The sequence below is a fragment of the Sphaerisporangium perillae genome (assembly GCF_023276435.1).
Taxonomy (GTDB): domain Bacteria; phylum Actinomycetota; class Actinomycetes; order Streptosporangiales; family Streptosporangiaceae; genus Sphaerisporangium; species Sphaerisporangium perillae.
Genome location: NZ_JALLPO010000013.1, coordinates 26,185 through 41,401, shown reverse-complemented (window position 1 = coordinate 41,401; position 15,217 = coordinate 26,185). Strand labels below are relative to the sequence as shown.

Sequence of the window (15,217 nt, the reverse complement as noted above, 5' to 3'; positions counted from 1 at the left end):
TGCTTAAGTTGGCCCTCATGGATCACCACGCCGGTCGCCCGGCAGACCCCCCCGCCATTCCCCCCGCACTGCTGGCCGCCCCCGGCTACCTGGTACGGCGCCTCTATCAGGCCTATCTCGCCACTTGGGTACGCAAGGTCGACTCGACGCTGACCGGCCCGCAGTTCGCGCTGCTCACCGCCGTCAACGCCAGCCCTGGCATGGACCAGCGTACGCTCGCCTCCGCCGTGGCGCTGGACAGCTCGACCATGACGGACGTCGCGCGGCGCCTCGAGGACCAAGGGCTGATCGCCCGCACACCCGCCGCCTCGGACGCGCGCCGCAAGCTGCTCTACCTCACGGACAAGGGCAGGGAGGTACTCGGCGCGGCCGACCGCCGGGCCCGGGAACTCGACGCACTGCTTCTGCAGCCGTACTCGGCCGAGCAGCGCGAAGAACTGATGCGCCTCATGACCGCTCTGGCCGACCACTGGGAGGGGCTCTCCCAGGGGTCCTGATCCGCGGACTCCCCGGCGACGGCTCCCCCGTCCGCACGCCGTTCCGCGGCGCCGCACCCTATGCCGATGACGAACCCAGGTGCGCGTACGGTCGCGCACCTTCACCCCGAGCCGCCTGGAGACCACCGTGAGAACGCACCACATCGGGATGATCGTGCCCAGCTCCAACCTCACCATGGAGACCGAGTTGCCCCGCATGCTGCGGGAACGGGAGGCCGTCGAGCCGGACGACCGGTTCGTCTTCCACAGCAGCAGGATGCGGATGCGGCACGTCACGCCGGAGGAGCTGCGCGCGATGAACGCGCAGACCGAGCGGGCCGCTCTGGAACTCGGCGACGCCCGCCCCGACGTGGTCGCCACCGCCTGCCTGGTAGCGATCATGGCCCAGGGCCCCGGGTACCACTGCACGGCGGAGGACCAGATCACCACCGTGCTGGCCGGCCAGGGGGTGTCCGTGCCCGTGGTGTCGAGCGCGGGCGCCCTGCTCGATGGCCTCGCCGCGCTGCGGGCTCGCAGGATCGCCATTGTCACCCCGTACATGAAGGAGCTCACCAAGCTGGTCGCCGCGTACATCGAGGACTCCGGCGTCGAGGTGGTGGACGCGCTGAGCCTGGAGGTCCCCGACAATCTGGCGGTCGCCCGCCTCGACCCCGAGGACCTGCGGCGGCACTGGCGCCGGCTCAACCTGACCGGCGTGGACGCCTTGGTGCTGTCGGCGTGCGTGCAGATGCCCTCGCTGTCGGCGATCCAACCGGTGGAGGACGAGGCCGGTCTGCCCGTGCTGTCGGCGGCCACGGCCACCACCTTCAAGATCCTCACTGAGCTGGGCCTGCCGCCGATCGTGCCGGGCATGGGCAGCCTGCTCAGTGGCCGGGTCTCCCCCGCCCCCCTGACCGCGTGAATGTTCGCGGACGTCATGAAAGGCATGGCTCAGCGGTGGAGGCACGCCCTGACTGCCCTTCCGAACGCCGCGCGCTCGCCGCCGGCGAGCTGGTCTCCAAAGTTTCGGGTCGACGACCGAGCAGTCGACGGTGACGCCTATCGTCTCCTTGACCGCGGAACGCTCGGTCGGCGAACTCCGCGGCCTGGTGGACCGCCGAGACGGCGAGAACCGCTGCGAACGCCCTCGACCATCAGCCCACGGGCAACGCCCCCGGTGGCCACCAGGAGGTCAGTCCCACCGCTCGACGACAGGCACTCCGTCCCATCCCGCCACCAGAGTGTCCGGTCCAAGCTGGCCGTTCGGCAACTTCGGTCATCAGGCGCGGGTTCGCGGTGACGTCGGGACGGCCGGCGGGGTGAGCACGGCGACGAAGACCAAGCTCAATGTGTCAGCTCTGCCGACTGGATCGGGTCTTCATTGCGTCCCTGAAATGGCGTCTCTGGAATGGCGTCCCTGGAATGGCTTGTCGGTGCCGGCTTAATGCTGTTGGACAAAGGAGTTCATCTCATCGAAACCTAAGGTGGGATCGCGCTGGGTAGATTTCGGCCATCCTCGACAACGTTGATCCATTCATCGGCATCGCGGCGACCGACCTGCCTCGAGCGCGCGGTCTGGCCGCCACTTGGTGGTGGCCGAAACCCCAGGTAGGCAACACCCACCCGGGTGCGACGTCGCCGCTGGGCATGGTGTCGGCCTGCGCCTACTCCGGCGCGTACCCCACCGGGTACGGGCGGTACACGAAGAACACCGAGGGTGTACCTGAGGAGATGTTCGAGCAGCTGCTGGCGTCCGGGTTCACCCATTTCCAGCAGTCCGGTACCGGCGCGATCCGCAAGTACTACAACTACGTTCGGGTCACCCCGATGGTGCAGCCGCTGGACGTGCTGGGGGAGGCTTGGCCGCTGCACGACGAGGTGGCGGAGGCGGGCTACTACGCGGCCACCCTGGACACCGGGATTCGCTGTGAGCTCACCGTGGGCACCAAGGTCGCCGTGCATCGATACACGTTTCCGGAGCACAGCAGCGCCCGTGTAGTGGTCGACCTGTCCTGTGGTGGCTTGGCCATCGAGCTCGGCCGTACGGTGCCGTTGCGGGCACAGGTGGAGAGCATGGGCCACGGCCGGGCCCAGGGCACGGTGGTGATGGAGGGCGTCCCGCTGTCGGTGTACCTGGACGTCGACAGCCCGGGCTGGCGGCAGATGCTCTGGTACGACCGGCGGCTCATCGACGGCGGTACTCGCTTGGACTTCGACAGCATCCGGCAGACCACGCTGCGGCCTTTCGGCATGCTCTTCATGGGCCCGGCCGCACCGGGGCAGACCATCGAGGTGCGGCTTGGGTTCTCGCTGCGCGGGTGCGACCAGGCGCGGCAGAACCTGGAGCGCGAGTGCGGGCACGATCAGCCGGCGTTCGACGCGGTACGTTCCCGGACCCAGGCCCGCTGGGGCGAGCACCTCGACCGTGTCCGGGTCGAGGGTGGCACGCCGGCCCGCCGCACTGTGCTCGCGACGGCGCTCTACCATGCGCTGATCAAGCCGTGCTTCGCCGACGACGAAAGCCCGTTCTGGCCGACCCCCGGACCGTTCGCGTTCGACGTGTGCACCATGTGGGACATCTACAAGACACAGCTGCCGCTGCTCGCGGCCATCGTCCCGGACCGGGCCGCGGACCTGCTGGAGTCGCTGATCCGGGTCTGCGAGGAGGAGGGCAACTTCCCCATCGGGTACCGGATGGCTCGCGGCGCCGACCGGTTCTTCCGCCAGGCCAGCGCGCTCGTACACACCGCGCTGGCGGACGCCCACGCTCTCGGCCGGGCGGGCCTGGACTGGAACTGGGCGCTCGTGCACATGGTCGGTGACCTGCGTCGTTCGTACGGCGAAGACTTCTTCGAGCACGGACTGGTGCACCCGATCACGCACACCCTCGACCTCGCCTACGCCCACCACTGCACGGCGCAGGTCGCCCGGGCGCTGAACGACCGGAGCCTGGCCGACGATCTCGAGGACCGCGGCCGCCAGTGGTCCAACGCCTTCGACCCGAGCACGGGACTGCTGCGCGACTCGGAGTTCTACGAGGGCGGCAAGTGGAATTACTCGTTCCGGTTGCTGCACGACATGGCCGCGAGGATCGCCCTGGCCGGCGGCGACGAGGCCTTCATCGACAAGCTGGACAGGTTCTTCGGTTTCGGTGCCGCACCGGTGACGCAGCCTGGCCGGCGCCCGCAGGCGGCGGAGATGGCGGCGGGATACGCCCTGAACCGGTTCGAGGGGTTGAACAACGAGCCCGACATGGAGGCGCCGTGGGCGTACCACTACGCGGGCCGTCCCGACCGCACGGCCCAGGTGGTACACGCGGCGCTGACCTGGCAGTTCGGTACCGGACCCGGCGGGCTGCCCGGTAACGACGACTCCGGCGGCTTGAGCTCGTGGTACGTCTGGGCGTCGCTGGGGCTGTTCCCGATCGCTGGGCAGAACCTGTTCCTGGTCAACGCGCCCGCGTTCGCCCGGGCCGCGCTCCGGGTCGGCGGCAACGAGTTCGTCATCGAGACCAGCGGGCACCGCGAGACGCCGATCGGCGTCGACGGCATCGATCGTGACCCACCGGCGCAGTACGTGCAGTCGGCGACCCTCAACGGCAAACCCTTGCACGCAACGCACCTGAGCGCCGCCACCGTGCACCGCGGCGGCCTGTTGCACCTGCGGCTGGGCCCGGAGCCATCGGCGTGGGGGCGGGGGATCCGCCCGCCGTCCCTTTCCGATCCGTCCGCGACACCGGAGGTAGCGCGATGACCCACCCCCGTCGCCGTCTCGTCATCGTGGTCAGGGCTGACCCGGTCATCTGTGGCCACTCCGGCGAAGCCCGTAACCTCGCCGAGGTCGCGCTGACCCGCGGGTTCGACGACGTACGGCTGTTGACCTGGCCGATTCCGGCGCTGCAGGCGGCCGGGCTGCCGCTCAAGCCGCTGGACCGGCTGCTGCCGTACAGCGCCGGGATCACCGTGGAGCGGCCGGAGGCGGTTGGGGATTACCGGGTGCCGGACGGGCGTCACCAGGCCGGCCTCACCGGCCGCCTCGTCGAGTTGCTCGCCGAACCGATACCCACGACCTGCCTGTCCATGTACCTCGTACCGCACACCTCGGTGGTCATGGACGCGGTCACGGCAGCGCGCGCGGCCGGGTTCGCGCCCAACGTGCACACCGTGGCGAAAGCGGTCGGCTCCGACGTGACCAACGTGATCCGGTCGTGCCTGCGGGAAGGCCGGCTCGGCGCGGCGACCGTGCTGTTCACCACGTTCCTGGCCAACGACGAGGTCGTCGCGGTCTCCGAGTACACCCGGGAGGAGATCATCGCCTGCGCCGAGCAGGTGGACGCTCACCGCGGCACCAGGTTCGCCGAACAATGCCGGCGCCGAGTGACCGTCAGCTACCCGCCGATCGACTCCGCTGCCTTTGTCGACGTGGATCCGGCGCAGGTGGACGCCGCACTCGCGCAACGCGGTCTGGAGCGTGACGGGTACATCCTGTTCCTGTCCCGGGTGACTCGGGCCAAGGGGATCTACGACCTGTTGATCGCCTTCGGTCAGATGCGCTGCCGTTCGCGCGTGAAACTGGTCGTCGCCGGCACCGGGCCGGCGCTGCAGCACGTGCAGGCGATGGCCAAGGAGGACGACCGGGTGGTTTTCCTCACCGATGTCGACGACCACGAGAAGCCGCTGCTCATGCGCGGCTGTGCGGCCTACGCCCTGCCCACCAAGCCCGAGCCCGACTTCGTCGAGACGTTCGGCATCGCCCTGGCCGAGAAGATGCTGGCCGGCGGTGGACCGATCATCACCACCATGACGGGTGGGACCCTCGAGGCGGTCGGCGACACCGCCGTCTTCGTCGAGCCCGGGGACATCGCCGGTCTGGCCGCGGCTGTGGACCGGGTGGTGCTGGACATGTCCGCCGCTGAGCGGCAGGACCTGGAGGTTCGTGCCCGCGCCCGCGCGATGCCCTTCGACCGGGCCGCCGTATTCGACGGCCTGTTCCCGCAGGAAGCGCCCGTCGTCGGGGTACGCTGATCGGCCCCCTGACGCCACCAAAGAGCCGAGCGCGTCGGTGATCACGTGGACGAGTCTGTCAGCCGTGCCCGTTGCGTGCCCGATGGAGCAGGGACAAGAGGGAGGTCACGGGGAATGCGATCGGCGGGCTGGACGGCAGGATGTCAGCGGTTCGAATCCGCTTGGCTCCACCGCAGGTCAAAGGCCACTTCCCGTGATCGGGTAGTGGCCTTTGACGTCTTGTACGGCTGAGAGGACCAGTCGTCAGAGGAGCACTTTCACGGCCCTTTCAACGACCGACCAGCAAATGAGCCACGCTTTTAACCGCAGTGTTCGAAGGGGCTGGTGTATGAACTACTGCCGGTCGAGCCACCCCACTTGACGCATTGTCCGGACGCGGCGCGCTTGACGGGCCCCGCGTAGTAGCCGTAGCTGCCTGAGTCGGTCGTCCTGCTTTCCCCTTGTGGCTCCAGGAAGGCCGACACCGACGACGGTGTGCCGAGGCTCGTCGTCTTCAGCGTCACGACGCAGTTGTAGCCGTTGCCCGAGTTGTAGAGCAGGTAGGTCCGGCCACCAGTGAGACCGGCTGAGTCGATGACCGTGTAACCGCTGCCGCAGACCTCCTCAGGGGTGTAGGGGTTGCCGCTGCAGGTGTTGGAGCTCGAAATGGCCTTCTTCTCGCCCAAGGACACGGTCACGCCGTCTACGGTCGGGCTGGTGTCCACCGCACCCGTGGAGGTCCGCTGTTCGTAGTGCAGGTGCGGAGCGCTGGAGCCGCCCGTTGAGCCGACAGTCCCGATCGTGGTGCCCTGGCTGACGCTCAGGGAGCCTCCGGCCGACTTCACCATGGTCGCGAGGTGGGCATAGCGGGTTCTGGTGCCGTCACTGTGACGGACCTCTACCCACTTGCCGTAGCTCGTGCTTCCCTCGTCGTAGAAGTACGCGGTGCCCGAAGCGGTGGCACGCACGGTTTCACCGTTGATGTCATCGCCCCCATAGTCTTGCCAGTCGATGGCACCCGATGGGCTGTGGCCGGGGGACCAGTTGTTGGCATAGAAGGTCTTTCCGCAGTTGAACGGGCTCTTGTGGGACACAGCCAGGACGCTGATGCCCTGCGCTGAGGCCGCCTGGGGAAGCAGCGCTGCCGCGAGAGTGACTAGCAGGGCAAGGATCGCGGATCTGAGGGTCATCGGCCAGGTCGGCCTGCCGGGTGTGGGCATGCTCACCTCTCTGAACAGGTGCGTATGGGGATACGGTTAGGCGCCCAGTTCCTGGATGTCGATGAGCCCTGTGGCGGCAGAACTACGTTGGCGGCATGGTGATCAATCTCGACGGGAGGGGAAGGCCGCCGTCAGGGAACATTTCGACATCTCACCGCCCATGGGGAAGGACGGGTCGATCATGAACATATGTCTGAAAGTTCCCTTCATCAAGCTCTGCGGACATGAAATTTTGCGGCTTTCTCCGAGCTGGGCGTCGCGGCCGAACCGGCCGGTCCACGATGATCCAGCTGCGATCCGGCACCACCATTAAGCGGCGCGGTCAAGCGGAGCGGGCCAGGGGATCGTCGCCGATGATGGGGGCGGTGTGGGTGTCGACGTCGACGGCGGAGCGGGCCAGGACGGCGCCGTTCGACACCAGGGCGATGTGCAGCCGGCCGCTCGTCCAGCCGTCGGGGAGCTCGGCGCGTACCTCGGTAGGGGCGCCCAGCAGGAACGGCTTGGCCTCGGCGGAGGCGGCGGGTGTCTCTGTGCCGGGGTCGGCGGGGGCGGCGCCGAAGACGGGAGTCCAGGCGGTGTGCAGGTGCCCGTTGACCGGTTCGGGGCCATGGTGGGAGACCCGGACCGGGACGGCGACCTGGCCTGTCTCGCTGAGCAGATCGCGGCCGGGGGCCACGGGGATGACGTCGAGAACCAGGGTGGTGACCGCGTTGACATGGGCGGGATCCACGCCCGCGAGGTCCTTGGCGCGGCGTTCGAAGTCGAGCAGGCCCGCGGACTCGTGCTCGATGTCGTACAGCTCGGTGTACACGTATCCGGCGACGCGGTCGTGGCGGCGCAGCTCCTGGGTCTGCCAGCGCAGGTGCCAGGCACGTTCGACGGAGGTGAAGCCGGTGCCGTACTCGCTGTTCAGGTTGGGCAGGCCGCGTAGCGGCTGCTCGGACACGGCCAGCTTCTTGCGCACCACGTAGTCGGGGCCGAGCTTGACCGGGAAGTCGTCCTGCTCTCCGCTCAGGAGGGCGGAGACGGTGCGCGCCCAGGAGGCGGCGGACTCGTCGTAGTAATGCCAGTCCAGCAGGTCGGTGCGCACGTGCGTCCAGCCGGAGTTGTCCACCGCCGGCCGGCTCGGGTCCAGATCCTTGAGCAGGTCGTAGGCGCCGGCGACGGCGGCCTGCTTGGCGGGGTCGCCGGGGATGTCCCAGTCCAGGCCCCACTCCTCGTTGTACAGGCCCCAGATGACGATCGCCGGTGAGTTGCCGTCCCGCTCCACCATCGGCGCGATCTGGCTCTCGAACGCGGCGACCGACTCGGGCGAGAACCGGCCGGTGGCGGCGGGCTCGGCCCAGACCAGCATGCCAAGGGTGTCGGCATGGTAGGCGAAGCGAGGGTCCTCCAGCTTGAGGTGCTTGCGCACCAGGTTGTAGCCCGCCGCCGCGGCCAGCTCGACGTCGCGGCGCAGGGCGTCGTCGTCCGGCGCCGTGATGCCGGTGCGCGGCCAGTAGCCCTGGTCGAGTACGCCGCGCACGAACATGCGGCGGCCGTTGAGGTACAGTTCCTCCCCCACCACCTCGATGCGGCGCAGGCCGGTGTGGCCGGTGACCCGGTCGATACCGTCCGCCGACAACAGCTCCGCTTCGACGTGGTACAGGTGCGGGTCCTCGGGCGACCATGGCCGCGGCGCGACGACCGGGAGCTCGGCGCGGGCGACGCCGTTCGCGTCGACCGTGACATGCTGCGCCGTGTCATCGCCGCGCACCGCCAGCCGCAGGGTCGCGCCCGCGATCGCCTGCCCGTCGATCCGCGCCTCGACCACGATTCCGTCGAGTGTCTCGTTGGGGCGCAGTTTGAGTGCGGCCAGGTACGTGGCGGGCCGCGCCTCCAGCCAGACGCTCTGCCAGATTCCCGACGACGGGGTGAAGCACACGCCGTCGAAGTCGTCGCGTGGGACGCTGCGCTGCTTGCCGTGCGCGATGTCCCGCTTGTCGAGCGGCGCGGCGACACGGACGGTGATCTCCTGCTCGCCGTCACGGAGCGCGCCGGTGATGTCCGCCTCGAACGGCGTGTAGCCGCCCTCGTGCCGGGCCACCTCGACGTCGTTGACCCATACGGTCGCTTGGTGGTTCACGGCCCCGAAGTGCAGCACGACGCGCTGCCCCGCCCATCCGGCCGGGACCGTGACCTGGCGGCGGTACCACGCGACCGGGAGCCAGTGTGCCTCGACACCCGACGCGGGGGTCTCCCAAGCGAACGGCACGATGATGCTCCGGTCCCAGTCCGGGCTCGTGTCGGCCCGGAAGTCCCAGGTGCCGTTGAGGCTGGACCAGGTGTGCGACCGGTCGAAGTGGGGCCGGGGGTATTCCGCACGGGGCGTCATGGGCAGGGTGCTCCGATCGTGAAGGGTGAAGGGACGGCGGCCAAGGGGTCAGCCCTTGACGCTGCCGGCGAGGATGCCGCTGATGAAGTGGCGTTGAAGGAGGACGAAGATGACCAGCAGGGGCAGCATGGCGATGCTGCCGGCGGCGAGCACTTCGCCCCAGACGGTGGCGAAGTCAGCGCCGACACGGTTGCCGGTGACGTTCTGCGCCAGGGTGGACAGCACCACCTGGAGGGTCTGGTGCGAGGTGTCGTTCACCGCGATGACCGGCCAGACGAAGTCGTTGTAGACGTTCATGGTCGTCAGCACGGCGAGGGCGGCCAGTCCGGGACGGATCACCGGGACGACGACGCGGGCGAAGACACCGAACTCGCTCGCGCCGTCGACCCGCCCGGCGTCCAGCAGTTCGTTCGGGATGGCCGCGATGCTCTGGCGCATCCAGAAGATGCTGAACGCGTCGATACTGCCCGGCAGGATCAGTGCCTGGTAGCTGTTCACCCAGCCGAGGGTGCTCATCTCCAGCAGCAGCGGGATGATCAGCACCAGTGTCGGGAGCATCAGGGTGAGCAGCACCACCCCGAACAGCAGATCCTTGCCGGGGAAGGTGTACTTGGCGAAGGCGTAGCCGGCCAGCGGGCAGAAGAACATCGTCATCGCGCCCTTGACCACCAGCACCAGCGCCGTGTTCGCGAACCCGGTGCCGATCGGCACGTCAGCGAACATCGCACGGTAGTTGCCCAGATTGGCATGGGCGACGTCGAACGCCAGCGGATCGCTGATGATCTCGGCGGCGGGCTTGAGCGAGGAGCTGAACGCCCACCAGATCGGGTAGAGGAAGGCGATCGCGAGCACCGCGAGCACCGCGTACTGGACCGGCCCCGGCCGGGCCGTCGTCGCGTTCATCGCACCTCGTCTCGGGGGCGCAGCAGGCGGACGGCGCCGAGGGACAGGCCGAAGACCAGCAGTACCAGGAGGAAGGAGTTGGCGGCGCCGGTGCCCAGGTCGGAGGCCGTGATGTGGTCGTACAGGTAGAGCCCGGCGGTGGTGGTGGAGCCGTACGGGCCGCCCTTGGTGACCACGAACGGCTCGGCGAACATCTGGAAGACGGCGAGCGTCTGCACGACCATGAGGAACGCGATGCTCCGCCGTACGAGTGGCACGGTCAGCGACCAGAACTGGCGCCACCGGGACGCGCCGTCCAGTCCTGCGGCCTCGTACACGCTGTCCGGCACGGCTTGCAGGCCCGCGAGCAGGATGATGATCGCGAAGCCGGTGGTCTTCCACAGGAACAGCAGCGCCAGCGTCGGCTTGGACCACACGGTGGAGGTCAGCCAGCCCACATCGGGCAGGCCGACCAGGTTGAGCAGGTGGTTCGCGAGGCCGTAGTCCTGGTCGAAGACCACGATCCAGACCTGTGCCATGGCCACCAGGGGGGTGACGAACGGCGCGATGAACGCCACCCGGAAGAACCCGCGCAACCGCAGTTTCGCGTTGGCCAGCAGCACGGCCGCCCCCAGGCCCGCGATGATCTGGAGGGGCACGATGAGCAGCCACATCACCGCGCTGTTGGCCAGCGACGCCCAGAAGTCCGGGCTGGTCAGCAGGTAGGCGTAGTTGCCCACGCCGACCCAGGTGGCCGCACCCGCTCCATGCCAGCGGGTGAAGCTGAGCTGCAGGGCGAAGACCAGCGGGTACACCCCGAACGCGGCGAAGACCACGAAGAAGGGAGCGATGAACAGGTAGGGCGGCAGCCACCTCGCGCGGCGGCCGCGGGGCAGGTCACGGGCGGCCCGCCCTGTCCTCGTCATGGTGGTGAGGCTCGACATCAGGAGCGGTCGATCAGGTTGCGCTGAATCTTCTTGGTGGAATCGCCGATGACGTCGTCGGGGGACATCTTTCCTTCCATCAGGTGCTGCAGGTTGTTGCCCAGGTAGTCCACCGACTGGGCCCACCACGACGGGATGGGCCCCGCGGCCGGGATGGTGGCGGCGGCGTCGACGGCGATCTTCCACAGGTCCTGTCCGCCGAGCGCGTCGATGGGCTTGAAGAGCGGCTTGTCCGGTTGCAGCGCCGGCGTGAAGCTGGGTACGGAGGTGGACAGCCCGGCCGGGTACACACTGTTGGGGCCGTACAGAGCGGTGTAGCCGGGCTCCTTGAAGCACAGGAACTCGTACAGCAGCCACGCCAGCTCGGGATTCTTCGCCTTTGAGGGGATGACGAAACTGCTGCCGCCCATCGCCCCGCTGCGCGCCCCGCCGGGCGTCCACGCGGGCAGCGGTGCGGCGCGCCACTTGCCCTTGGTGGATTTGAGCAGCTGCTGCGGCGCGAAAGACCACCAGATCGCCCAGGGGACGAACACCTGCTGGCCGTTGTCGAGGGTGTTGACGTCGGTCGGCTCAAGGTAGGGGGCGTGGGTGACCAGGCCGTCGGAGACCGCGGTCTTGATCCAGCCGAGAATGCGCCGATACTCGGCGGAGTCCAGCCGCAGCATTCCCTTCTCATCGGTGAGACCGGTGCCCTGCTGGTTGGCGAGCATCTCCAACCAGAGCTGGCTGAGGAACGGGTTCTTGTCCAGGTGAATGGGCCGGCTGTCCGGGTTCTTCTCCTTGATCGTGCGGGACGCGGCCAGCAGGTCGTCATACGTGGCCAGCCCGGCGGGGTCGACACCGGCCTCCTGCAGGATGTCCTCGCGGTACCAGAGCAGGCCGGGATCGAGGTCCCACGGCACGCCGTACATGCGGCCTCCCACGGTGTTGACCGAGACCTTGTAGGGCGCGATCTGCTCGCGGTAGGGCCCGATGAGGTCGGTGAGGTCGTACAGGTGCTCGGCCTGGCCGCCGATCTTGGCGTCGTCCCAGAAGCTGCCGTCCGGCACGTCGGTCCCGGTGATCAGGGTGTTGGCCAGCTTGGCGTCGATGTCCACAGCCATGTGGTGGACCTTGATGCCCGGGTACGCCTCGCGGAACTTCCCGATCGCCGCGTCGAAGACCTTGAACAGGTCGCCCGAACGGTTCCAGATGGTGATCTCACCTTTGGCCGCCGCCGATGCCGTGGGTTTGGCGAGCTTGCTCGGGGCCGCACTCGAGCCGCCTCCTGGAGCGCATGCGGTCAGGGCGCCACCGGTCGCGGCGAGCGCGCCAACGCCGAGGGCTCCCTTGAGGAAGCCACGGCGGGCTATAGGGGATGTGGACATCTCGTACTCCTCCGACGATGCGCGGTGCCAAGCCTGTCGCCCCGAGACGACCTCTGTGAATGCTCTGCAACGATGCAGTAATAATGCATACACCTCTGCAACGATGCAAGAGTCAGCTAGGATCTGGTCAAATCGACCACCGGAAGGTATAGGAGACGCATGGCCGGCCCAACCCTCCGTGACGTCGCAAGACGTGCCAACGTTTCCATCCGCACCGTCTCCAACGTCGTCAACGGCTATGCACCGGTCTCCGCCGAGCTGCGCGCCCGGGTGCAGGCCGCGCTGGACGAGATGGACTACCGGCCGAACCTGATCGCCCGCAACCTCAAGCAGGGCCGCACCGGCATGATCGCGCTGGTCGTCCCCGAATTGGACGTGCCGTACTTCGCCGAACTGGCCCGCGAGGTCATCACGGCCGCCCGGGCGCACGGCTACGTCGTGATGGTCGACCAGACCGACGGCGACGGGGAGCGCGAGCGGGAACTCCTGGGTCGCGACTCACGCGCCACCATGTTCGACGGCCTGCTGCTCAGCCCGCTGACCATCTCCGCCGAGGAGCTTCGCAGCCGCGGCAACCGCGTGCCGATCGTGTTACTCGGCGAGCACCTCTTCAACGGCAGCTTCCACCACATCGCCATCGACAACGTCGCAGCGGCCCGGGACGCCACCGAGCACCTCCTGAGCCTGGGCCGCCGCCGCGTCGCCGCCATCGGCGACCAGCCGTACAGCACCGGCCAAACCGCGCAGCTGCGGACCGTCGGCTACCGGCAGGCGCACACGCGGGCGGGTCTGGACGTCGACGAGCGCCTCATCGTGCCCACCGCCAATTTCCATCGTCGCCTGGGCGCCGAGGCGATGCAGCACCTGCTCGCGCTGCCCGAACCGCCGGACGCGGTGTTCTGCTACAACGACCTGCTCGCCTTGGGCGCGATGCGCGCCCTGACCCGAGCCGGCCGGCACATCCCCGACGACGTCGCCGTGGTCGGCCTCGACGACATCGAGGAAGGCCAATACAGCACGCCCAGCCTCACCACCGTCGCGCCCCACAAGGCGGAGATCGCGCGCACGGCGGTGGACACCCTCCTCGGTTTGATCAACGGATCGGCGGTCCAACCCGCCGAGATCGTGACGTCGCACCGCCTCGTGGTGCGGGAGAGCACGGTGGGCGAGGCGCCCGGACGTCCCTAAGAGGGCATGCAGGGCAGATCGCGGCGAGGATCAACGACCCGTACGAGCTGGAGGCCGCCCGGGCCGGGCTCGCCATGCCGACCTGAGCCCGGCCTGGCCGCTGGTCAGCTCAGCCCGATGGCGGCGGCGGGGCAGACGGCGGCGGCCACGCGGACCAGGGCGTGCTGCTCCTCGCCGGGCTCGGGCTCGAGCAGGATGACGATGCCGTCGTCCTCGCGCTGGTCGAACACCTCCGGCGCGATCAGCACGCACTGGCCGGCACCGCAGCATTTAGCCTCGTCCACGGTGACTTTCATACCGGTTTCCTCTCTGGTGGTCGGGTGTGGCGGTGCCGGGTCACCAGCGGACCGGGACCGTGCGCAGGCCGCCGACGGCCAGCCCTTCCACCCGCTCCAGCTCCTCCACGGGCACGGCCAGTTCCAGGGACGGGAGCTTGCGCAGCAGCACCTCGAGGACGACCTGCAGCTCGGTGCGGGCCAGCGCCTGCCCCAGGCAGGAGTGGGCGCCGGCGCCGAAGGCCAGGTGGGGGTTCGGGCTGCGGCTCAGGTCCATCTCGGCGGCGGCCTCGAAGGCGCTCTCGTCGCGGTTGGCCGCGGCCATGCTGCACACCACGGTGGTGCCGCGGGGCAGGACCGTGCCGCTGACCTCGGTCTCCTCGCGCAGGTAGCGCGGCAGGCCGAAGCCGGAGTTGGCATCGAGCCGCAGCGTCTCCTCCACCGCGGTGCGGATCAGCGACGGGTCGGCCAGCAGCCGCTCCCACCGGCTGCGGTCGGCCAGCAGCATGGAGACCATCTTGCCGATCATGTTGGCGGTGGTCTCGTGCCCGGCGACCAGCAGCGCCATGCCGGTGACCAGGATCTGGATGTCGGACAGCCCGCCGTCCTCGGGGCCGCCGGCCGCGATCAGCGCGCTCAGCAGGTCATCGCCCGGCTCGGCCCGCTTGGCGGCGATGTGCTCGGACATGTACTGGACGAACTCGCCCTGGGCGGCCTCGATCTCGGCCTGGCCGTAGCGGGTGAGGTTGAGCAGGGTGTCGGACCAGTAGGAGAACCGGTCCCGGTCCGCGGCCGGCACGCCGAGCATGTCGCAGATGACGTACACCGGCAGCGGGAAGCCCAGGCTCGCCTTGAGGTCGCCGGGCCGGCCGCGCTTGACCATGTCGTCGATGAGCCGCTCGGCGATCTCCGCCATCGCGGGCCGCAGGGCTGTCATCCGCTTGGCGGTGAACCACTTGCCGACCAGGCGCCGCCAATGCTGGTGCTCCTCGCCTCCGTCGGGGATGATCGTCGCCATCTCGCTGTTGAACACCCCGCCTCCCTCTGCCGACATCCGGGCCGCGTCGGGCGCGTTGAGCCGGCGGGTGAAGCGCGGGTCGGCGAGCACCTGCTTGACGTCCTCGTAGCGGGTCAACAGCGTCGCCTGGTCGCCGCTGGGCAGCTTCACGTGGGCCACCGGGCACTTGCCGCGCAGCTCGGCCCATTCCGCGGGCGGCTCCAGCGCCGCGTCGCCGGGGATCGGGTAGCTCAGGACCTGCTCGTTGAGACTCATTCGCCATCTCCTTTGAACGGATGGTCGGACGCCTGCGAACAGGCGGCTGATCGGCTCGTGTCGTGTGCCTGTGCTGTTCCTCCCCGTTGTCACGCGGGCGCGAGCGGCCGGGTGCCGAGCGAGGTCACGGGGCGTCGCTCAGATGAACGGCGGCGGCCCGGCCTGCACGTATCCGCATAGGTCGTCTTCCCCTCGGTCGCCCCATTCCATTACAT

General features: G+C 68.9%; 12 protein-coding genes. 5 read left to right on the top strand and 7 right to left on the bottom strand.

Annotation, left to right across the window (positions count from 1 at the left end):
• Positions 1–17: 17 nt before the first annotated feature.
• The 4 genes from MYF83_RS14615 to MYF83_RS14600 all read left to right on the top strand — a co-directional run bounded on the left by MYF83_RS14615 (position 18) and on the right by MYF83_RS14600 (position 5,500).
• Complete coding sequence (locus MYF83_RS14615; protein WP_248960851.1) at positions 18–497, top strand: MarR family winged helix-turn-helix transcriptional regulator; 480 nt, start codon at positions 18–20, stop codon at positions 495–497.
• Positions 498–624: 127 nt separating this feature from the next.
• Positions 625–1,398, top strand: coding sequence for a maleate cis-trans isomerase family protein (locus MYF83_RS14610; protein ID WP_308201445.1), 774 nt, complete (start codon positions 625–627; stop codon positions 1,396–1,398).
• A gap of 581 nt (positions 1,399–1,979) precedes the next feature.
• Positions 1,980–4,229: a glycoside hydrolase domain-containing protein gene (locus MYF83_RS14605; RefSeq protein WP_308201453.1), complete on the top strand. Its 2,250-nt coding sequence runs from the start codon at positions 1,980–1,982 to the stop codon at positions 4,227–4,229.
• Entirely contained in the window at positions 4,226–5,500 is a 1,275-nt protein-coding gene (locus MYF83_RS14600) for a glycosyltransferase (protein ID WP_248960850.1), read from the top strand. Before MYF83_RS14605 ends, MYF83_RS14600 begins: the two co-directional genes overlap by 4 nt.
• Positions 5,501–5,799: 299 nt before the next feature.
• On the opposite strand, the gene MYF83_RS14595 is transcribed toward MYF83_RS14600, so the two are convergent.
• The 5 genes from MYF83_RS14595 to MYF83_RS14575 form a co-directional block, all read right to left on the bottom strand.
• Positions 5,800–6,669, bottom strand: coding sequence for a M23 family metallopeptidase (locus tag MYF83_RS14595; RefSeq protein WP_248960849.1), 870 nt, complete (start codon positions 6,667–6,669; stop codon positions 5,800–5,802).
• 352 nt (positions 6,670–7,021) lie between these two features.
• Positions 7,022–9,073 (bottom strand): glycoside hydrolase family 2 protein, encoded by a 2,052-nt coding sequence (locus MYF83_RS14590; RefSeq protein WP_248960848.1) that lies wholly within the window; start codon positions 9,071–9,073, stop codon positions 7,022–7,024.
• Positions 9,074–9,121: 48 nt separating this feature from the next.
• A complete protein-coding gene (locus MYF83_RS14585; RefSeq protein ID WP_248960847.1) occupies positions 9,122–9,976 on the bottom strand; it encodes a carbohydrate ABC transporter permease in 855 nt (284 codons plus the stop codon).
• On the bottom strand, positions 9,973–10,881 hold the full coding sequence (locus MYF83_RS14580; RefSeq protein ID WP_248960846.1) for a carbohydrate ABC transporter permease: 909 nt from the start codon (positions 10,879–10,881) through the stop codon (positions 9,973–9,975). Before MYF83_RS14580 ends, MYF83_RS14585 begins: the two co-directional genes overlap by 4 nt.
• A 17-nt stretch (positions 10,882–10,898) precedes the next feature.
• A complete protein-coding gene (locus MYF83_RS14575) occupies positions 10,899–12,266 on the bottom strand; it encodes an ABC transporter substrate-binding protein (RefSeq protein ID WP_248960845.1) in 1,368 nt (455 codons plus the stop codon).
• Positions 12,267–12,425: 159 nt separating this feature from the next.
• On the opposite strand from MYF83_RS14575, the gene MYF83_RS14570 reads away from it, so the two are divergent.
• A complete protein-coding gene (locus MYF83_RS14570) occupies positions 12,426–13,454 on the top strand; it encodes a LacI family DNA-binding transcriptional regulator (protein WP_248960844.1) in 1,029 nt (342 codons plus the stop codon).
• A gap of 104 nt (positions 13,455–13,558) precedes the next feature.
• On the opposite strand, the gene MYF83_RS14565 is transcribed toward MYF83_RS14570, so the two are convergent.
• Positions 13,559–13,750 carry a ferredoxin gene (locus tag MYF83_RS14565; RefSeq protein WP_248960843.1) on the bottom strand — a complete coding sequence of 64 codons (192 nt, stop codon included), beginning with the start codon at positions 13,748–13,750 and terminating at the stop codon, positions 13,559–13,561.
• 40 nt (positions 13,751–13,790) lie between these two features.
• Positions 13,791–15,002 carry a cytochrome P450 gene (locus tag MYF83_RS14560; protein WP_248960842.1) on the bottom strand — a complete coding sequence of 404 codons (1,212 nt, stop codon included), beginning with the start codon at positions 15,000–15,002 and terminating at the stop codon, positions 13,791–13,793.
• Positions 15,003–15,217 lie beyond the last annotated feature (215 nt).

Bases quoted from the DNA above. Each gene is read 5' to 3' on its own strand.
- MYF83_RS14595 (WP_248960849.1), bottom strand. From the start codon at position 6,669: ATGACCCTCAGATCCGCGATCCTTGCCCTGCTAGTCACTCTCGCGGCA.
- MYF83_RS14575 (WP_248960845.1), bottom strand. From the start codon at position 12,266: ATGTCCACATCCCCTATAGCCCGCCGTGGCTTCCTCAAGGGAGCCCTC.
- MYF83_RS14615 (WP_248960851.1), top strand. From the start codon at position 18: ATGGATCACCACGCCGGTCGCCCGGCAGACCCCCCCGCCATTCCCCCC.
- MYF83_RS14585 (WP_248960847.1), bottom strand. From the start codon at position 9,976: ATGAACGCGACGACGGCCCGGCCGGGGCCGGTCCAGTACGCGGTGCTC.
- MYF83_RS14600 (WP_248960850.1), top strand. From the start codon at position 4,226: ATGACCCACCCCCGTCGCCGTCTCGTCATCGTGGTCAGGGCTGACCCG.
- MYF83_RS14580 (WP_248960846.1), bottom strand. From the start codon at position 10,881: ATGACGAGGACAGGGCGGGCCGCCCGTGACCTGCCCCGCGGCCGCCGC.
- MYF83_RS14565 (WP_248960843.1), bottom strand. From the start codon at position 13,750: ATGAAAGTCACCGTGGACGAGGCTAAATGCTGCGGTGCCGGCCAGTGC.
- MYF83_RS14560 (WP_248960842.1), bottom strand. From the start codon at position 15,002: ATGAGTCTCAACGAGCAGGTCCTGAGCTACCCGATCCCCGGCGACGCG.
- MYF83_RS14570 (WP_248960844.1), top strand. From the start codon at position 12,426: ATGGCCGGCCCAACCCTCCGTGACGTCGCAAGACGTGCCAACGTTTCC.
- MYF83_RS14590 (WP_248960848.1), bottom strand. From the start codon at position 9,073: ATGACGCCCCGTGCGGAATACCCCCGGCCCCACTTCGACCGGTCGCAC.